Below are 19,703 nucleotides of genomic sequence, written 5' to 3'. Positions count from 1 at the left end.
AGAGGCAGGGCGCGCCGTGCCGCACCTTGCCGCCATCACTCACGAGGGGGACGACGGGTGAGCATGACGGCCTCCGCGCCGACCGGCGCGACAGGCGGAGCACGCACGGGTGCCGGAAGCCCGGCCGCAGCGGGTTCGGGGCTCGGCTTCTGCCGGGTCACGATCGTGGCGCCCGACAGCCGTATCGATGTGGCCCTGCCCGACGACGTGCCGGTCGCCGACCTGTACCCGGAGATCCTGCGGTTCTCCCGGCAGAGCCCCGCCGAGGGCGCGCCCGTCGGTTACCACCTCGTACGCCGTGACGGAACCGTCCTCGACAGCGCCCGCTCCTTCGCGGCGCAGCGCATCCTTGACGGTGAGCTGCTCACGCTGCGCCCGTTCGCCGACTCGCTGCCCCCGGCCGTCTTCGACGACGTCTCGGAGGCGGTCGCCTCCGCCGTCGTCCACGACCGCACGCTGTGGGACGGTGCGCTCACCCGGGTGGCCTGCCTGGTGGGGGCGGGGGTCCTCCCCGTCCTGCTGGCGTTCGTGGCCTGGAGTTCCCAGGTCCGTCACGACATGCACAGCCTGCAGGGCATTCTCGCCGCGGTGGCCGGCGTACTGCTCGTGACCTTCGCCTGCGTGCGGGCGCGCGTCTACACGGACCGGGGCTCCGCGCTCGCCCTCGGCCTGGGCGGACTCGCGAACGTGGCCGTGGCGGGCTCCGGACTGCTCCCGCTCAGCGACGGCCAGGGCATTGGTCGGCTCCAGTTCCTCCTCGCCTGCGCGGCGGTCCTGGTCGCCTCGGTCGTGCTCACCCTGGTATCACCGAGCGGCGACAGCGCCTTCGTCGCATTCGTCTTCTCCTCCGCGATCGGTCTGCTCGCGACGTTCGTGGGGATGCTGACGCACCTGAAGCCCATGGAGACGGCCGCGGTGTGTGCGGTCCTGTCCGTGTGCGCGCTGGCGTTCCTGCCGGGTCTGTCGGTGCGCTTCGCGCGACTGCCGATCGGCTTCGAGCCGCCCAACCAGCCGCGCGGCTCCTACGCGTCGGACGAGGCCGCCGCGCCCGAGCCCGTGGACGCCGAGCGTGTCGCTGCCCAGGCCCGTCGCGGTCACGAGCTCCTCGCGGGGCTGGTCGGCGGTTGCGCGCTGGTCTCCGTGGGCGCGTCGCTCGTCCTCGGCTTCACGAACAATGTGTGGGCGCAACTGCTGACGCTCGCCACCGGGATCGCGATGGTGATGCGGGCGCAGCTGTTCCGCTACACCACCCAGGTCGCCGCCACGCTGGCCGCAGGGCTCGCCTGCCTGATCGCCCTCGGCCTGGGGCTGGCGATGAGCCCGCCCGTGGAGTACTGGCGCGACGCGCTCCAGGGCGACACCGCAGCCCTCGACATCCGCAGCGTGTGGCTGGTCGCGGCGGTGGGCGTGGCGGTGGTCCTGGTCACCGCGATCGGTCTGATCACTCCCCGGCGCGGTGTGACGCCGTTCTGGGGCCGGTTCATGGAGATCGCTGAGGTCTTCGTGCTGCTGACGCTGATCCCCCTGGCTCTGGCGGTCTTCGACGTCTACGCCTCGGTACGGTCGATGACGAGCGACTGAGAACGGCGCCCACGCGGCACCGGGCGCCAGGCGGCCGGATCCGCATCTCGCCCTCCCGCCGCGCGGAACGGCGGGCGGGCGGCATCGTGCGCGCCCGCTCCGGGCGTCATTCGACGCCGCCACCCGCCCGCAGCGTCATTCGGCGCCGTTCCCGCTCTCCCGGGGCGCCGGCTCCAGGTCGAACTCCCCGTCCCGCGCGCCCAGTACGAAGGCCCGCCACTCCGCCTCCGTGTACCGCAGCACGGTGTCCGGGTCGAGGGACGACCGCATGGCGACGGCGCCTTCCGGGAGGTAGGCGATTTCGACCCGCTCCTCATGGGTCTCGGTGCCGGGGGCGCTGTGCCATTCGACGCCGGAGATGTCGAGGGCGTAGAGCTCGTCCCGCTCCCGGTCCTTGCGTGCTCGGAGTTCCGTGTCCTCGGCATCGGCCATCGCGGCTGCGGTCCTTCCTGCTGTGCCAACGAACTGTGCGGCTACCCTACTTGCTGCCCATCCCCCTGCCCCGCGGTTCGCGCAGGTCTCACCAGGCCGGGAGTGATGACGCTGTCGACTCCTCGACTCCTCGACTCTCGACCCCTCGAGATGCCGACTCTTTGATGCGAAAGGCGTCCGCCGTGAGTTTCGGGCCACCGCCCACCCCCTACCACGTGCCCGGCTCGGACGCCTCCTCCGGCCCGCCGCCGCGCACCGGGCGCCGAAGGGCGGCCGTCGGTGCGGTCGCGGCCGTCCTGCTCGCGGCCCTGGCCGCCGGAGTGTGGGCGTTCGGACCGGGAGGGGCCGGTGGTGGCTCCCCGTCGGACGCGCGTGCGGCGGCGGGTCGCCAGGCACCGGACGACATCCGGGAGACCGTCGAGAAACGGCCGCCGTCCCCGGAGGGCACCGCGGTCGTGTCGTACGAGGAGACCCTCCGCACCGTCGGGCGGAACGTCTCGGCGATGGGCACCTGGGCCACGGACGAGGTCTTCGCCAAGGGCTTCGGCAACGAGATCAAGGGCTTCCGGCTCGGCGGCTCCCAAGCGTCGGAGATCGCCTGGCGCCTCACCCTCCCGGGACCGCTCTGCGCGGTGACCCGCCATGTCAGCGTGGACGGCCGTACCGCCATCGTCTACGCCGGGGAAGGCGGGGGCGACGGCGGGGACGCGACCGCGGACGGCGGGCCGGACACCGACCCGCTCACCCGCGTCTGCGACCGGCTCGCCGTGTTCGACATCGACACCGGCAAGAAGATGTGGGACACGAGGCTGGCCGGAGCGGGCTCCTCCCTGGCCGTCAACGTGACGATGACGCACGGCACCGTCGTCACCGCATGGGGCGAGGGCTCGGCGGCGTACGAGCTGACCGGCGGCAAGCGGCTGTGGGCGGACACCGACCCGTCGGCCTGCGCGGACGAGGGCTTCGCCGGTGGCCGCGACCTTCTCGCCCTCCTCTCCTGCGGCGACTCGGCGGATCCCGCCTACCGCGTCCAGAAGATCGATCCGCGCACCGGCGACGCCGAGTGGACGTACCGGGTCGCCCGGGGCGTCCAAGGCGTCTACCTGGTCTCCAGCTCACCCGCCGTCGTCGCCGTGGCCGCCGGCGACGTCGTCGTCACCGACCTGATCTCCCTCGACGAGCGGGGCGAGCGCCGCGCCACCATCCGCCTGAACCGGGACCACCAGGTCCTCGACTGCGACCGGACCTTCAGCGCCGTGGTCGAGAGCTGCGGCGCGATCGTCGTCGACGACGACCGGCTGTACCTGTCGGAGGAGGACCACATCGTCGCCCACGACCTGGCCACCGGCCGGCCCGCCGGGAAGTTCGACGCGCCCGCCGGCGGCGAGATGCACCCGCTGAGGATGAGCGGGGAGCGGCTGATCGCCTACCGCCCGGGCCGGGGGCTGGGCCGCCCCGACGCGGTCGTCGCCCTGGACCCCGATTCCGGCGAGGAGACCCTTCTGCTCCTGTTCGCCGGGGGAGCGGAGACCGGCGCACTCGACGACCCGGCGCAGAACGACATCGTGTACGAGCACGGGCGCGTATTCTTCGGCGCGCGCACCGTCGTGGGCCCCTACGACGAGGGCGAGGTCGGTGCGACCGACCAGGTCGCGGTGGGCATCGAAAGCGCCGGGTGAGTGGCGCGTCTCCCGACTGGTACCCTGTGTGACGGCCGTTTGTGTACGCGCCCCCGGAGCCCCGAGCCCTGGAGGTCGCGCCCAGCGGATCCCCGCCTTCCGAGTCGTGGAAGATCCCCCGAGACGTAGACCGGGGGCACTCGGTGGCCCGTCACAGACCAAGAGGAGTACGCGTGTCGCTCGACGCCGCAGTGAAGAAGCAGATCATCACCGAGTTCGGTACCAAGGAGGGCGACACCGGCTCCCCCGAGGTCCAGGTCGCTCTGCTGTCCCGTCGGATCTCCGACCTGACCGAGCACCTCAAGACCCACAAGCACGACCACCACTCCCGTCGTGGTCTGCTCATCCTGGTCGGCCAGCGCCGCCGGCTGCTGCAGTACCTCGCCAAGAAGGACATCCAGCGCTTCCGTGCGCTGGTCGAGCGCCTCGGCATCCGCCGCGGTGCGGCGGGCGCCCGCTAGGACGCCGTGAAGGGAGCGGTTCCCATCGTTCGGGGGCCGCTCCCTTTGCTGTACGTGCGTGCTGTCGCCGCCCCTTTGTAGTGTGGTAACAGAACACAACGACGTATGAGGAGAAGCGGACCCTCACGCCGCCGCCGGTCCTCGGTAGTGGCCCCCGGGGGCAGATCCCCGGGTGCTTCGATCGAAGACCGGCCCGCATTGCACGGAACGCTTCTCCGTACCGTCCCCTCCGCCACACGGGCGGCGCGGGACAAAAGACGACAAGCATCGGAGAAATCACTAGTGGAGAACGAGACCCACTACGCCGAAGCCGTGATCGACAACGGCACCTTCGGCACCCGCACCATCCGCTTCGAGACGGGCCGCCTGGCCCGTCAGGCCGCCGGTTCCGCCGTGGCGTACCTGGACGACGACACCATGGTGCTGTCGGCCACCAGCGCCTCCAAGAACCCGAAGGACCAGCTCGACTTCTTCCCGCTCACGGTGGACGTCGAGGAGCGGATGTACGCCGCCGGCAAGATCCCCGGCAGCTTCTTCCGCCGCGAGGGCCGGCCCTCCGAGGACGCGATCCTCACCTGCCGCCTGATCGACCGCCCGCTGCGCCCGTCCTTCAAGAAGGGCCTGCGCAACGAGATCCAGGTCGTCGCCACCGTCATGGCGCTCAACCCCGACCACCTGTACGACGTCGTGGCGATCAACGCCGCCTCCGCGTCCACGCAGCTGGCCGGCCTGCCCTTCTCCGGCCCGATCGGCGGCGTCCGCGTCGCGCTGATCCGCGGCCAGTGGGTGGCCTTCCCGACGCACACCGAGCTCGAGGACGCCGTCTTCGACATGGTCGTCGCGGGCCGCGTCCTGGAGGACGGCGACGTCGCGATCATGATGGTCGAGGCCGAGGCCACCGAGAAGACGATCAAGCTGGTCGAGGGCGGCGCCGAGGCGCCCACCGAGGAGGTCGTCGCCGCCGGTCTGGAGGCCGCGAAGCCCTTCATCAAGGTCCTCTGCCGCGCCCAGGCCGACCTCGCCGCCAAGGCCGCCAAGCCGACCGGCGAGTTCCCGATCTTCCTGGACTACCAGGACGACGTCCTCGAGGCGCTGACCGGCGCCGTCAAGCCCGAGCTGGCCCAGGCGCTCACCATCGCCGGCAAGCAGGAGCGCGAGGCCGAGCTGGACCGCGTCAAGGGCATCGCCGCCGAGAAGCTCCTGCCGGAGTTCGAGGGCCGCGAGAAGGAGATCTCCGCCGCGTACCGCGCGCTGACCAAGTCCCTGGTCCGCGAGCGCGTCATCAAGGAGAAGAAGCGCATCGACGGCCGCGGTGTCACCGACATCCGCACCCTGGCCGCCGAGGTCGAGGCCATCCCGCGCGTGCACGGCTCCGCCCTGTTCGAGCGTGGCGAGACCCAGATCCTGGGCGTCACCACCCTGAACATGCTCCGCATGGAGCAGCAGCTGGACACCCTCTCCCCGGTGACCCGCAAGCGCTACATGCACAACTACAACTTCCCGCCGTACTCCGTCGGCGAGACCGGCCGCGTCGGCTCCCCGAAGCGCCGCGAGATCGGGCACGGCGCCCTCGCCGAGCGCGCCATCGTGCCGGTGCTGCCGACGCGCGAGGAGTTCCCCTACGCGATCCGCCAGGTGTCCGAGGCCCTCGGCTCCAACGGCTCGACGTCCATGGGCTCCGTCTGCGCCTCCACCATGTCGCTGCTGAACGCCGGTGTGCCGCTCAAGGCCCCCGTCGCCGGTATCGCCATGGGCCTGATCTCCCAGGAGATCAACGGCGAGACGCACTACGTCGCCCTCACCGACATCCTCGGTGCGGAGGACGCCTTCGGCGACATGGACTTCAAGGTCGCCGGCACCAAGGAGTTCGTGACCGCGCTCCAGCTCGACACCAAGCTGGACGGCATCCCCGCCTCCGTCCTGGCCGCCGCCCTCAAGCAGGCCCGTGACGCCCGCCTCCACATCCTCGACGTGATGATGGAAGCGATCGACACGCCGGACGAGATGTCCCCGAACGCGCCCCGGATCATCACCGTGAAGATCCCGGTCGACAAGATCGGTGAGGTCATCGGCCCCAAGGGCAAGATGATCAACCAGATCCAGGAGGACACGGGCGCCGACATCACGATCGAGGACGACGGCACCATCTACATCGGTGCCGCCGACGGCCCGGCCGCCGAGGCCGCCCGCGCCACGATCAACGGCATCGCCAACCCGACCATGCCCGAGGTCGGCGAGCGCTACCTGGGCACGGTCGTCAAGACGACCACCTTCGGCGCGTTCGTCTCCCTGCTGCCCGGCAAGGACGGTCTGCTGCACATCTCGCAGATCCGCAAGCTCGCCGGCGGCAAGCGCGTGGAGAACGTCGAGGACGTCCTCGGCGTGGGCCAGAAGGTCCAGGTCGAGATCGCCGAGATCGACTCCCGCGGCAAGCTCTCCCTCATCCCCGTCATCGAGGGCGAAGAGGGCGACGACAAGAAGGACGACGCCGACAAGTGACGTCCCGTAGCGCCAAGGCGACGGCCCGCACCTCCTCGGAGGCGCGGGCCGTCGCCCGTACCCAAACCCTCATCAAGGGCGAGCACGGCATCGGCACGGTCCGCAGGACGACCCTCCCCGGCGGCCTGCGCATCGTCACCGAGACCCTGCCCTCGGTCCGCTCGGCGACCTTCGGCATCTGGGCCCACGTCGGCTCCCGCGACGAGACCCCGGCCCTCAACGGCGCCACCCACTACCTGGAGCACCTGCTCTTCAAGGGCACCCGCAAGCGCAGCGCCCTGGACATCTCCTCCGCCATCGACGCGGTCGGCGGCGAGATGAACGCGTTCACGGCGAAGGAGTACACGTGCTACTACGCGCGCGTGCTCGACACCGACCTGCCGCTCGCCATCGACGTGGTCTGCGACATGCTGACCGGCTCGCTGATCCGGGAGGAGGACGTCGACGTCGAGCGCGGCGCCATCCTCGAAGAGATCGCGATGACCGAGGACGACCCCGGCGACTGCGTGCACGACCTGTTCGCGCACACCATGTTCGGCGACAACGCCCTCGGCCGGCCCGTCCTCGGGACCGTCGACACGGTCAACGCCCTCACGGCCGACCGCATCCGCCGCTTCTACCGGAAGCACTACGACCCCACCCACCTGGTGGTCGCCGCGGCCGGCAACGTCGACCACACCAAGGTCGTACGCCAGGTCCGCGCCGCCTTCGAGAAGGCCGGCGCCCTCAAGGACCCGGCGGCGCGGCCGCTCGCCCCGCGCGACGGCCGGCGCACCGTCCGTGCCGCCGGGCGCGTCGAGCTGATCGGCCGCAAGACCGAGCAGGCCCACGTGATCCTCGGCATGCCGGGCCTGGCGCGCACCGACGAGCGCCGCTGGGCGATGGGGGTCCTGAACACCGCCCTCGGCGGCGGTATGTCGTCCCGCCTCTTCCAGGAGGTGCGGGAGAAGCGCGGCCTGGCGTACAGCGTGTACTCGTACACCTCCGGCTTCGCCGACTGCGGCCTCTTCGGCGTGTACGCGGGCTGCCGGCCCTCCCAGGTGCACGACGTCCTCAAGATCTGCCGCGACGAGCTGGACCACGTCGCCGAGCACGGCCTCACGGACGACGAGATCGGCCGCGCGATCGGCCAGCTCCGGGGATCCACGGTCCTCGGCCTGGAGGACACGGGCGCGCTGATGAACCGTATCGGCAAGAGCGAGCTGTGCTGGGGCGAGCAGATGTCGGTCGACGACATGCTGGCCCGGATAGCCTCGGTCACGCCGGACGACGTCCGCGCCGTCGCCCGCGACGTCCTGGGGCGACGGCCGTCCCTGTCGGTCATCGGCCCGCTCAAGGACAAGCAGGCGGCCCGGCTGCACGACGCCGTCGCCTGACGGTCCCTTTCCGAGAAGTTCGAGAAGGAAGCATGTGACATGAGCAAGCTGCGCGTGGCCGTCCTCGGCGCCAAGGGCCGGATCGGCTCCGAGGCGGTACGGGCGGTCGAGGCCGCCGAGGACATGGAACTGGTCGCGGCCCTCGGCCGCGGCGACGGCCTGGAGGCGCTGGCCGAGTCCGGCGCCCAGGTCGCCGTCGAGCTGACCACCCCCGTCTCGGTGATGGACAACCTCGACTACTGCGTGCGCCACGGCATCCACGCCGTCGTCGGCACCACCGGCTGGACCGACGAGCGGCTCGCGCAGCTCAACGCGTGGCTCGACGCCTCCCCGGGGACCGGCGTGCTCATCGCGCCCAACTTCTCCATCGGCGCCGTGCTCACCATGAGGTTCGCGCAGATCGCCGCCCCGTACTTCGAATCCGTCGAGGTCGTCGAGCTGCACCACCCGAACAAGGTGGACGCCCCCAGCGGCACCGCCACCCGCACCGCCCAGCTCATCGCCCAGGCCCGGCAGAAGGCAGGCTCCGCACCGGCGCCCGACGCCACTGCCACCGCCCTGGACGGCGCGCGCGGCGCGAACGTCGACGGTGTCCCGGTCCACGCGATCCGGCTGCGGGGCCTGCTCGCCCACCAGGAGGTCCTGCTGGGCGGCGAGGGCGAGACCCTCACCGTCCGGCACGACTCCCTGCACCACAGCAGCTTCATGCCGGGCATCCTGCTGGGAGCCCGCCGGGTGGTCAGCACCCCGGGCCTCACCTTCGGCCTGGAACACTTCCTGGACCTGAACTGAGACCCTCACCCTGATGCGCGCGAAGATCACCTACCTCGTCACGGCCGCCGTCCTGGTCTTCTACTTCGTCCTGGTCGGCAGCCGCGGCGTGCTGCTCATCAAGACCGGCACCCTGCTCACCGTCACCTTCGGCGTCGCGGTGCTGATCCTTCCGGTGATCGGCCTGTGGTTCCTCTGGAAGAACACCCAGTTCGTCCGCCGGGCCAACGCCCTCGCCGCCGAGCTCGACGCCGAGGGCGGACTGCCCGTCGACGAGCTGAAGCGCACTCCGAGCGGCCGTGTCGACCGGGAGTCGGCCGACGCGGTCTTCGCCCTGCGCAAGGCCGAGACGGAGGACCGCCCCGGAGATTGGCGCACCTGGTTCCGCCTCGCCGTGGCCTACCACGACGCCCGCGACACCCCGCGCGCCCGCAAGGCGATGCAACGGGCGATCGCCCTCCACGACGGCAAGCAGGTCGAGGCCGCCTGAGCCGGCAGGAGCCGAAAGGCCGGGGCCCGGACCGCAGCTGTGCGGTCCGGGCCCCGGCCTTTCGGTCTCGGCCGTTCAGCCCCGCCGGTACTCGTCTGCCCACGCCTCCACCGCATCGGCGGCCCGGTTGAAGGCGCCGTCGCGCGCGAGGAAGTCGGAGTTGTGCGTGGTCAGCAGGGGAGCCATGGGCTCCGTGGACCGGCCCTTGCGGACGAGCAGCAGCGCCTGCCCCTGCACCGTGCGCGGCAGTCCGAGCCAGCGCACCGGCTGCTGCACCGTGCGCACGCTCCCGACCTGCTGCCAGGCCACCGTGCGCGTGCTGAGGAAGCCCACCTGACGCACCCCGTGCGCGCTCACCCACGCGCCCATGCGCAGCATCCGCAGGGCGCAGACGATGACGACGACCGCGATGCCGAAGACCACCCCGGCGGAGGACGGGCCGCCCGTAGCCGCGATGATCACCGCCGCGAACAGGACGAACGAGGCCAGCAGCAGCATCAGCGCCGCCGCCCCCACGCGCCACGGCCCCGGGCGGTAGGGCCGGCGCCACTGGTCGCGGTCGTCGTACGGCAGCGCGACGTCGTCGGCCGTGTCAAAGGCGCGGTCGGCCGTCAGGAAGGGCAGGGGCACGGCTGGTCCTCACTCGTTCCATGGCAAGTGTTGTGCCCGGTGAGGCTACCGACCTGTGTCTCCCGTCACCACCCTCGGGGGTCCGGACGGAGCCGGGCCGTCCGCCCCCGCGTACCTCTAGCGCCCCTCGGACGCCTGCGACGGCTGCTTGTGCGGGGAGGGCTGGTCGGCGGACAGGGCGGGCATCCCGATCACCAGGGAACCCACGAGACCGGCGACGACGGTGAGGCCGAGGAGCCAGCGTCCGGCCAGCTGGCCGAAGGACGCCCGCTCGCGCGGCGGGGGTGTGACATTGCTGCGGAACCTGTCGGCCTCGGCGACGAAGGCGAACGGCACGGGTTCACGCCGGCGGATCATAGGGGCTGCGTCTCCCTTCAGGGACTGGAATGAAGTGCTGTTACTCATACAGACGAACGAACGGCCCTCCAGGTGCCCTGTTTCACCGACTTCATTGCGGCACAGCATCGAACGCCCGATTCGGCGCCATGTGGCGGGCCGTAGAGTGGCCTCGCCAAGCGCCGAGATTGACTGGGAAGGCCCTCCACACCGTGACCGACATCCCCGCCGACGATCCCAAGATCGAACTCCGCAGCGACATCACCGTCGAGCTGGTCAAGAGCGCCGCGACCGACTCCGACGTGCTGTTCGCCGCCCGCGTCTCGACCGCCGGGGAGCAGTCCCTGGACGAGCTGAAGAAGGACCCGGAGCGCTCCAAGGGCCTGATCAACTACCTGATGCGGGACCGGCACGGCAGCCCGTTCGAGCACAACTCGATGACCTTCTTCGTCAGCGCCCCGATCTTCGTCTTCCGGGAGTTCATGCGGCACCGCGTGGGCTGGTCCTACAACGAGGAGTCGGGCCGCTACCGGGAGCTCCAGCCGGTCTTCTACGTGCCGGACACCTCCCGCAAGCTGGTGCAGCAGGGCCGTCCCGGCAAGTACGAGTTCGTCGAGGGCACCCCCGAGCAGCACGAACTGGTCGGCGGCGCGATGGAGGACTCCTACCGCCAGGCCTACGCGACGTACCAGAAGATGCTGGCCGCGGGCGTAGCCCGGGAGGTGGCCCGCGCGGTGCTCCCCGTCGGCCTGTACTCGTCGATGTACGCCACCTGCAACGCCCGCTCGCTGATGCACTTCCTGGGCCTGCGCACCCAGCACGAGCTGGCCAAGGTGCCCTCCTTCCCGCAGCGGGAGATCGAGATGGTCGGCGAGAAGATGGAGGAGGAGTGGGCCAGGCTCATGCCGCTCACCCACGCCGCCTTCAATGCCAACGGCCGCGTGGCGCCGTAAGGAGAGCGAGGGCCGGCCTCCGGCGTCGCCCGGCCGGGCACAGATGTACGCATCAACCATCCGAAGTGTCCGGATTGCGGCGTTTGGAGAAGTTCATCTAGCCTGATCAAAGGGACCCGGCACTGCTTGAACCCCCGAGCAGGCAGTGCCGGGCTCCACTTCCGTTCCGACCTGCCGCCTCCCCCGAGGGCAGACCCCGGCCCAGGCAACGAGTAGCGTGTAACCCATGGCTCCGACCTCCACTCCGCAGACCCCCTTCGGGCGGGTCCTCACCGCCATGGTCACGCCCTTCGCGGCGGACGGCGCACTCGACCTCGACGGCGCGCAGCGGCTCGCCGCCCACCTGGTGGACGCAGGCAACGACGGCCTGATCATCAACGGCACCACCGGCGAGTCCCCCACCACCAGCGACGCGGAGAAAGCGGACCTCGTACGAGCCGTCCTGGAGGCCGTCGGCGACCGGGCGCACGTCGTCGCCGGAGTCGGCACCAACAACACCCAGCACAGCATCGAGCTGGCCCGCGCCGCCGAGCGCGCCGGCGCCCACGGCCTGCTGCTCGTCACGCCGTACTACAACAAGCCCCCGCAGGAGGGCCTGTATCAGCACTTCACGGCCATCGCCGACGCCAGCCGGCTCCCGGTCATGCTCTACGACATCCCCGGCCGCAGCGGCGTCCCGATCAACACGGAGACCCTGGTCCGCCTCGCGGAGCACCCGCGGATCGTCGCCAACAAGGACGCCAAGGGCGACCTCGGCCGGGCCAGCTGGGCCATCGCGCGCTCCGGCCTCGCCTGGTACTCCGGCGACGACATGCTGAACCTGCCGCTGCTCTCCGTGGGCGCGGTCGGCTTCGTCTCCGTCGTCGGCCACGTCGTCACCCCCGAGCTGCGCGCCATGGTGGACGCGTTCGTCGCGGGTGACGTACAGAAGGCCCTGGAGATCCACCAGAAGCTGCTCCCGGTCTTCACCGGCATGTTCCGCACCCAGGGCGTCATGACCACCAAGGCCGCGCTCGCCCTCCAGGGACTGCCCGCCGGACCGCTGCGCGCCCCCATGGTCGGCCTCACGCCCGAGGAAACCGAGCAGCTCAAGATCGATCTTGCAGCCGGCGGGGTACAGCTCTGACAACAGACTTCGCACCACCGCACGACCGCACGGACTTCACAACTGAATAAGCGGGCCACCGGTGCCCGCACCCCACAACGACAACTGCTTCTGCACGAACGTCACGCGCGCCACGTGCCACCGGTACGTGGCGCGCGTGGTGAGGAGAGTCTTTTGAGTCATCCGCATCCTGAACTGGGCCGGCCCCCGGCGCTCCCCAAGGGCGGCCTGCGGGTCACGCCGCTGGGCGGCCTCGGCGAGATCGGCCGCAACATGACGGTCTTCGAGTACGGCGGCCGTCTGCTGATCGTCGACTGCGGCGTGCTCTTCCCGGAGGAGGAGCAGCCCGGCATCGACCTGATCCTGCCGGACTTCTCGTCCATCCGGGACCGCCTCGACGACATCGAGGGCATCGTCCTGACCCACGGCCACGAGGACCACATCGGCGGCGTCCCCTTCCTCCTCCGCGAGAAGCCGGACATCCCGCTCATCGGCTCCAAGCTGACCCTCGCGCTGATCGAGGCCAAGCTCCAGGAGCACCGCATCCGCCCCTACACCCTCGAGGTGGAGGAGGGGCACCGCGAACGCGTCGGCCCCTTCGACTGCGAGTTCGTCGCGGTCAACCACTCCATCCCGGACGCGCTGGCCGTCGCCATCCGCACCCCGGCGGGCATGGTGGTGCACACCGGCGACTTCAAGATGGACCAGCTCCCGCTGGACGGCCGCCTCACGGACCTGCACGCGTTCGCGCGCCTGAGCGAGGAGGGCATCGACCTCCTCCTCTCGGACTCGACCAACGCCGAGGTGCCGGGCTTCGTCCCGCCCGAGCGGGACATTTCGAACGTCCTGCGCCAGGTCTTCGCCGGCGCCCGCAAGCGGATCATCGTGGCGAGCTTCGCCAGCCACGTCCACCGCATCCAGCAGATCCTGGACGCCGCCCACGAGTACGGCCGCCGGGTCGCCTTCGTCGGCCGCTCCATGGTCCGCAACATGGGCATCGCCCGGGACCTTGGCTACCTGAAGGTGCCGCCGGGTCTGGTGGTCGACGTCAAGACGCTCGACGACCTGCCCGACAGCGAGGTGGTCCTGGTCTGCACGGGCTCCCAGGGCGAACCGATGGCCGCCCTGTCCCGCATGGCCAACCGCGACCACCAGATCCGCATCGTCAACGGCGACACGGTGATCCTGGCCTCGTCCCTCATCCCGGGCAACGAGAACGCGGTCTACCGCGTGATCAACGGCCTGACCCGCTGGGGCGCCAACGTCGTCCACAAGGGCAACGCCAAGGTCCACGTCTCGGGCCACGCCTCGGCCGGCGAGCTGCTGTACTTCTACAACATCTGCCGCCCGAAGAACCTGATGCCGGTCCACGGCGAATGGCGCCACCTGCGCGCCAACGCCGAACTGGGCGCCCTGACCGGCGTCCCGCACGACCGCATCGTCATCGCCGAGGACGGCGTGGTCGTCGACCTCGTCGAGGGCAAGGCGAAGATCACCGGCAAGGTGCAGGCGGGGTACGTCTACGTCGACGGCCTCTCGGTCGGCGACGTCGGCGAGCCGGCTCTCAAGGACCGCAAGATCCTCGGCGACGAGGGCATCATCTCGGTCTTCGTGGTCATGGACTCCTCCACAGGCAAGATCACCGGTGGACCCCATGTCCAGGCCCGCGGCTCGGGCATCGACGACTCCGCCTTCTCGGCGGTGCTCCCCAAGATCACCGAGGCACTGGAACGCTCGGCCCAGGACGGGGTCGTCGAGCCGCACCAGCTCCAGCAGCTGGTGCGCAGGACCCTCGGCAAGTGGGTGTCGGACACCTACCGGCGCCGGCCGATGATCCTGCCGGTCGTCGTGGAGGTCTGACGGCCCGTCGGACCACCGACAGCGCCAACCTGGAGCGGGGCGCCCCGATTTGCATCGGGGCGCCCCGCTCCAGTACGTTTACATCTCCGCTCGGACGGGCACCCGATCACTTCGTGGTTCGGAGCCGCCCCGGGGGGCGGAAATCCCGACTCAGAATCTCTGATAAAGTCGGACTCGCCGGAAAGGGAAACGCGAAAGCGGGAACCTGGAAAGCACCGAGGAAATCGGATCGGAAAGATCTGATAGAGTCGGAAACGCAAGACCGAAGGGAAGCGCCCGGAGGAAAGCCCGAGAGGGTGAGTACAAAGGAAGCGTCCGTTCCTTGAGAACTCAACAGCGTGCCAAAAGTCAACGCCAGATATGTTGATACCCCGACCTGATCGGTTCGATCGGGTTGAGGTTCCTTTGAAACACACAGCGAGGACGCTGTGAACGTCGGGATTATTCCTCCCGATGTTCCGCTCTCGTGGTGTCACCCGATTACGGGTAAACATTCACGGAGAGTTTGATCCTGGCTCAGGACGAACGCTGGCGGCGTGCTTAACACATGCAAGTCGAACGATGAACCACCTTCGGGTGGGGATTAGTGGCGAACGGGTGAGTAACACGTGGGCAATCTGCCCTGCACTCTGGGACAAGCCCTGGAAACGGGGTCTAATACCGGATACTGACCCGCCAAGGCATCTTGGCGGGTCGAAAGCTCCGGCGGTGCAGGATGAGCCCGCGGCCTATCAGCTTGTTGGTGAGGTAATGGCTCACCAAGGCGACGACGGGTAGCCGGCCTGAGAGGGCGACCGGCCACACTGGGACTGAGACACGGCCCAGACTCCTACGGGAGGCAGCAGTGGGGAATATTGCACAATGGGCGCAAGCCTGATGCAGCGACGCCGCGTGAGGGATGACGGCCTTCGGGTTGTAAACCTCTTTCAGCAGGGAAGAAGCGAAAGTGACGGTACCTGCAGAAGAAGCGCCGGCTAACTACGTGCCAGCAGCCGCGGTAATACGTAGGGCGCAAGCGTTGTCCGGAATTATTGGGCGTAAAGAGCTCGTAGGCGGCTTGTCGCGTCGGTTGTGAAAGCCCGGGGCTTAACCCCGGGTCTGCAGTCGATACGGGCAGGCTAGAGTTCGGTAGGGGAGATCGGAATTCCTGGTGTAGCGGTGAAATGCGCAGATATCAGGAGGAACACCGGTGGCGAAGGCGGATCTCTGGGCCGATACTGACGCTGAGGAGCGAAAGCGTGGGGAGCGAACAGGATTAGATACCCTGGTAGTCCACGCCGTAAACGGTGGGCACTAGGTGTGGGCAACATTCCACGTTGTCCGTGCCGCAGCTAACGCATTAAGTGCCCCGCCTGGGGAGTACGGCCGCAAGGCTAAAACTCAAAGGAATTGACGGGGGCCCGCACAAGCGGCGGAGCATGTGGCTTAATTCGACGCAACGCGAAGAACCTTACCAAGGCTTGACATACACCGGAAAGCATCAGAGATGGTGCCCCCCTTGTGGTCGGTGTACAGGTGGTGCATGGCTGTCGTCAGCTCGTGTCGTGAGATGTTGGGTTAAGTCCCGCAACGAGCGCAACCCTTGTCCCGTGTTGCCAGCAACTCTTCGGAGGTTGGGGACTCACGGGAGACCGCCGGGGTCAACTCGGAGGAAGGTGGGGACGACGTCAAGTCATCATGCCCCTTATGTCTTGGGCTGCACACGTGCTACAATGGCCGGTACAATGAGCTGCGATACCGCAAGGTGGAGCGAATCTCAAAAAGCCGGTCTCAGTTCGGATTGGGGTCTGCAACTCGACCCCATGAAGTCGGAGTCGCTAGTAATCGCAGATCAGCATTGCTGCGGTGAATACGTTCCCGGGCCTTGTACACACCGCCCGTCACGTCACGAAAGTCGGTAACACCCGAAGCCGGTGGCCCAACCCCTTGTGGGAGGGAGCTGTCGAAGGTGGGACTGGCGATTGGGACGAAGTCGTAACAAGGTAGCCGTACCGGAAGGTGCGGCTGGATCACCTCCTTTCTAAGGAGCACTTCTTACCGGTCTTCGGACTGGTCAGAGGCCAGCATGCGAGCGAACGTCTCGCACTGGTTGCTCATGGGTGGAACGTTGACTACTCGGTCGGCACCACGGGTCGGTGGCTGCTAGTACTGCTCTTCGGAGCGTGGAACGCACGATCACCGGACGGGTTGCGGTCGGGCACGCTGTTGGGTGTCTGAGGGAATGAATTTCCTTCAGTTGCCGGCCCCAGTGCACTCGGGAGTTTTTCCCGGGGTGATGGGTGGTTGGTCGTTGTTTGAGAACTGCACAGTGGACGCGAGCATCTGTGGCCAAGTTTTTAAGGGCGCACGGTGGATGCCTTGGCACCAGGAACCGATGAAGGACGTGGGAGGCCACGATAGGCCCCGGGGAGTCGTCAACCAGGCTTTGATCCGGGGGTGTCCGAATGGGGAAACCCGGCAGTCGTCATGGGCTGTCACCCGCTGCTGAACACATAGGCAGTGTGGAGGGAACGCGGGGAAGTGAAACATCTCAGTACCCGCAGGAAGAGAAAACAACCGTGATTCCGGGAGTAGTGGCGAGCGAAACCGGATGAGGCTAAACCGTTCACGTGTGAGACCCGGCAGGGGTTGCGTGTGCGGGGTTGTGGGATCTCACTTCTGTTGTCTGCCGGCAACAGGGCGAGTCAGAAACCGTTGATGTAGGCGAAGGACATGCGAAAGGTCCGGCGTAGAGGGTAAGACCCCCGTAGTCGAAATGTCAGCGGCTTGCTTGTGAGACACCCAAGTAGCACGGGGCCCGAGAAATCCCGTGTGAATCTGGCGGGACCACCCGCTAAGCCTAAATATTCCCTGGTGACCGATAGCGGATAGTACCGTGAGGGAATGGTGAAAAGTACCGCGGGAGCGGAGTGAAATAGTACCTGAAACCGTGTGCCTACAAGCCGTGGGAGCGTCGGATGCGTGCTTGCACGTGTCTCGTGACTGCGTGCCTTTTGAAGAATGAGCCTGCGAGTTTGCGGTGTGTTGCGAGGTTAACCCGGGTGGGGAAGCCGTAGCGAAAGCGAGTCCGAATAGGGCGTTTCAGTAGCACGCTCAAGACCCGAAGCGGAGTGATCTAGCCATGGGCAGGTTGAAGCGGCTGTAAGAGGTCGTGGAGGACCGAACCCACCAGGGTTGAAAACCTGGGGGATGACCTGTGGTTAGGGGTGAAAGGCCAATCAAACTCCGTGATAGCTGGTTCTCCCCGAAATGCATTTAGGTGCAGCGTCGTGTGTTTCTTGCCGGAGGTAGAGCACTGGATAGGCGATGGGCCCTACCGGGTTACTGACCTTAGCCAAACTCCGAATGCCGGTAAGTGAGAGCGCGGCAGTGAGACTGTGGGGGATAAGCTCCATGGTCGAGAGGGAAACAGCCCAGAGCATCGACTAAGGCCCCTAAGCGTACGCTAAGTGGGAAAGGATGTGGAGTCGCACAGACAACCAGGAGGTTGGCTTAGAAGCAGCCACCCTTGAAAGAGTGCGTAATAGCTCACTGGTCTAGTGATTCCGCGCCGACAATGTAGCGGGGCTCAAGCGTACCGCCGAAGTCGTGTCATTCATACAATAGGGCCAACGCCTGTATGGATGGGTAGGGGAGCGTCGTCTGCCGGGTGAAGCAGCACCGGAAGGTAGTTGTGGACGGTTGACGAGTGAGAATGCAGGCATGAGTAGCGATACAAACGTGAGAAACGTTTGCGCCGATTGACTAAGGGTTCCTGGGTCAAGCTGATCTGCCCAGGGTAAGTCGGGACCTAAGGCGAGGCCGACAGGCGTAGTCGATGGATAACCGGTTGATATTCCGGTACCCGCTGTGAAGCGTCAAACATCGAGCATCGTGATGCTAAGGCCGTGAAACCGCCCGCTGTCGGCTTTGCCGTCAGTGGGAGTGGTGGAGCCGCCGACCCAAGCGGTTAGTAGGTGAGTGATGGGGTGACGCAGGAAGGTAGTCCATCCCGGGCGGTGGTTGTCCCGGGGTAAGGGTGTAGGCCGCAAGGTAGGTAAATCCGCCTTGCATACGGCTGAGACCTGATGCCGAGCCGATTGTGGTGAAGTGGATGATCCTATGCTGTCGAGAAAAGCCTCTAGCGAGTTTCATGGCGGCCCGTACCCTAAACCGACTCAGGTGGTCAGGTAGAGAATACCGAGGCGTTCGGGTGAACTATGGTTAAGGAACTCGGCAAAATGCCCCCGTAACTTCGGGAGAAGGGGGGCCACGCCTGGTGATGAGTCTTGCACTCTGAGCTGGGGGTGGCCGCAGAGACCAGCGAGAAGCGACTGTTTACTAAAAACACAGGTCCGTGCGAAGCCGTAAGGCGATGTATACGGACTGACGCCTGCCCGGTGCTGGAACGTTAAGGGGACCGGTTAGCTCAGATTCGTCTGGGCGAAGCTGAGAACTTAAGCGCCAGTAAACGGCGGTGGTAACTATAACCATCCTAAGGTAGCGAAATTCCTTGTCGGGTAAGTTCCGACCTGCACGAATGGCGTAACGACTTCTCGACTGTCTCAACCATAGGCCCGGTGAAATTGCACTACGAGTAAAGATGCTCGTTTCGCGCAGCAGGACGGAAAGACCCCGGGACCTTTACTACAGTTTGATATTGGTGTTCGGTTCGGCTTGTGTAGGATAGCTGGGAGACTGTGAAGCTCGCACGCCAGTGTGGGTGGAGTCGTCGTTGAAATACCAGTCTGGTCGTGCTGGATGTCTAACCTGGGTCCGTGATCCGGATCAGGGACAGTGTCTGATGGGTAGTTTAACTGGGGCGGTTGCCTCCTAAAGAGTAACGGAGGCGCCCAAAGGTTCCCTCAGCCTGGTTGGCAATCAGGTGTTGAGTGTAAGTGCACAAGGGAGCTTGACTGTGAGACCGACGGGTCGAGCAGGGACGAAAGTCGGGACTAGTGATCCGGCGGTGGCTTGTGGAAGCGCCGTCGCTCAACGGATAAAAGGTACCCCGGGGATAACAGGCTGATCTTCCCCAAGAGTCCATATCGACGGGATGGTTTGGCACCTCGATGTCGGCTCGTCGCATCCTGGGGCTGGAGTCGGTCCCAAGGGTTGGGCTGTTCGCCCATTAAAGCGGTACGCGAGCTGGGTTTAGAACGTCGTGAGACAGTTCGGTCCCTATCCGCTGTGCGCGTAGGAGTCTTGAGAAGGGCTGTCCCTAGTACGAGAGGACCGGGACGGACGAACCTCTGGTGTGCCAGTTGTTCTGCCAAGGGCATGGCTGGTTGGCTACGTTCGGGAGGGATAACCGCTGAAAGCATCTAAGCGGGAAGCCTGCTTCGAGATGAGGACTCCCACCCACTTGATGGGGTAAGGCTCCCAGTAGACGACTGGGTTGATAGGCCGGATCTGGAAGCACCGTGAGGTGTGGAGGTGACCGGTACTAATAGGCCGAGGGCTTGTCCTCAGTTGCTCGCGTCCACTGTGTTGGTTCTGGAACCACGAACAATCAGACCGTGTTGGTTACCGGTTGGTTGTCTGTTTCATA

At 67.1% G+C, this 19,703-nt stretch carries 13 protein-coding genes and 2 rRNA genes; 12 read left to right on the top strand and 3 right to left on the bottom strand.

The features are described from left to right. The first annotated feature begins 63 nt into the window (after positions 1 to 63). Positions 64 to 1,581, top strand: a complete 1,518-nt coding sequence (eccD, locus tag NI25_RS10645) for a type VII secretion integral membrane protein EccD (protein ID WP_061442233.1) — start codon at positions 64 to 66, stop codon at positions 1,579 to 1,581. A gap of 135 nt (positions 1,582 to 1,716) precedes the next feature. On the opposite strand, the gene NI25_RS10640 is transcribed toward eccD, so the two are convergent. Then, positions 1,717 to 2,013: a DUF397 domain-containing protein gene (locus tag NI25_RS10640; protein ID WP_061442232.1), complete on the bottom strand. Its 297-nt coding sequence runs from the start codon at positions 2,011 to 2,013 to the stop codon at positions 1,717 to 1,719. 182 nt (positions 2,014 to 2,195) lie between these two features. On the opposite strand from NI25_RS10640, the gene NI25_RS10635 reads away from it, so the two are divergent. The 6 genes from NI25_RS10635 (at position 2,196) to NI25_RS10610 (ending at position 9,289) form a co-directional block, all read left to right on the top strand. Continuing rightward, complete coding sequence (locus NI25_RS10635) at positions 2,196 to 3,692, top strand: PQQ-binding-like beta-propeller repeat protein (protein ID WP_158508439.1); 1,497 nt, start codon at positions 2,196 to 2,198, stop codon at positions 3,690 to 3,692. 173 nt (positions 3,693 to 3,865) lie between these two features. Next, the gene (rpsO, locus tag NI25_RS10630; protein ID WP_003973291.1) at positions 3,866 to 4,153 is read left to right on the top strand and encodes a 30S ribosomal protein S15; all 288 of its coding nucleotides are present in this window, start codon (positions 3,866 to 3,868) and stop codon (positions 4,151 to 4,153) included. Positions 4,154 to 4,435: 282 nt separating this feature from the next. Beyond that, the gene (locus tag NI25_RS10625; protein WP_061442230.1) at positions 4,436 to 6,652 is read left to right on the top strand and encodes a polyribonucleotide nucleotidyltransferase; all 2,217 of its coding nucleotides are present in this window, start codon (positions 4,436 to 4,438) and stop codon (positions 6,650 to 6,652) included. Continuing rightward, on the top strand, positions 6,649 to 8,028 hold the full coding sequence (locus NI25_RS10620; RefSeq protein WP_061442229.1) for a M16 family metallopeptidase: 1,380 nt from the start codon (positions 6,649 to 6,651) through the stop codon (positions 8,026 to 8,028). The genes NI25_RS10625 and NI25_RS10620 overlap by 4 nt, the downstream gene beginning before the upstream one ends. Before the next feature lie 39 nt (positions 8,029 to 8,067). Continuing rightward, positions 8,068 to 8,820, top strand: coding sequence for a 4-hydroxy-tetrahydrodipicolinate reductase (gene dapB / locus NI25_RS10615; protein WP_061442228.1), 753 nt, complete (start codon positions 8,068 to 8,070; stop codon positions 8,818 to 8,820). Positions 8,821 to 8,833: 13 nt separating this feature from the next. Then, entirely contained in the window at positions 8,834 to 9,289 is a 456-nt protein-coding gene (locus NI25_RS10610; protein ID WP_061442227.1) for a hypothetical protein, read from the top strand. Positions 9,290 to 9,364: 75 nt separating this feature from the next. Here the strand turns inward: NI25_RS10610 and NI25_RS10605 are convergent, their stop codons facing one another. Both NI25_RS10605 and NI25_RS10600 read right to left on the bottom strand, forming a co-directional pair. Further along, positions 9,365 to 9,919: a hypothetical protein gene (locus NI25_RS10605; RefSeq protein ID WP_061442226.1), complete on the bottom strand. Its 555-nt coding sequence runs from the start codon at positions 9,917 to 9,919 to the stop codon at positions 9,365 to 9,367. 117 nt (positions 9,920 to 10,036) lie between these two features. Continuing rightward, positions 10,037 to 10,276 carry a hypothetical protein gene (locus NI25_RS10600; protein WP_061442225.1) on the bottom strand — a complete coding sequence of 80 codons (240 nt, stop codon included), beginning with the start codon at positions 10,274 to 10,276 and terminating at the stop codon, positions 10,037 to 10,039. Between the two features lie 191 nt (positions 10,277 to 10,467). Here NI25_RS10600 and thyX point away from each other — a divergent pair, with 191 nt between their 5' ends. The 5 genes from thyX (at position 10,468) to NI25_RS10575 (ending at position 19,622) form a co-directional block, all read left to right on the top strand. Then, entirely contained in the window at positions 10,468 to 11,208 is a 741-nt protein-coding gene (gene thyX, locus NI25_RS10595) for an FAD-dependent thymidylate synthase (RefSeq protein ID WP_061442224.1), read from the top strand. A 226-nt stretch (positions 11,209 to 11,434) separates the two neighbouring features. Then, positions 11,435 to 12,334 (top strand): 4-hydroxy-tetrahydrodipicolinate synthase, encoded by a 900-nt coding sequence (gene dapA / locus NI25_RS10590; RefSeq protein WP_061442223.1) that lies wholly within the window; start codon positions 11,435 to 11,437, stop codon positions 12,332 to 12,334. Positions 12,335 to 12,487: 153 nt separating this feature from the next. After that, complete coding sequence (locus NI25_RS10585) at positions 12,488 to 14,173, top strand: ribonuclease J (protein ID WP_061442222.1); 1,686 nt, start codon at positions 12,488 to 12,490, stop codon at positions 14,171 to 14,173. Between the two features lie 493 nt (positions 14,174 to 14,666). Further along, a 16S ribosomal RNA gene (locus NI25_RS10580) occupies positions 14,667 to 16,193 on the top strand. Positions 16,194 to 16,499: 306 nt separating this feature from the next. Continuing rightward, positions 16,500 to 19,622: ribosomal RNA gene (locus NI25_RS10575) — 23S ribosomal RNA — on the top strand. Together the 16S and 23S rRNA genes form the textbook arrangement of a ribosomal RNA operon. Positions 19,623 to 19,703 lie beyond the last annotated feature (81 nt).

Source organism: Streptomyces sp. CCM_MD2014 (genome assembly GCF_000772045.1).
GTDB lineage: Bacteria > Actinomycetota > Actinomycetes > Streptomycetales > Streptomycetaceae > Streptomyces > Streptomyces salinarius.
Note: the sequence above shows the minus strand (reverse complement) of the source record. Positions and strands in the feature narration are given on the sequence as shown.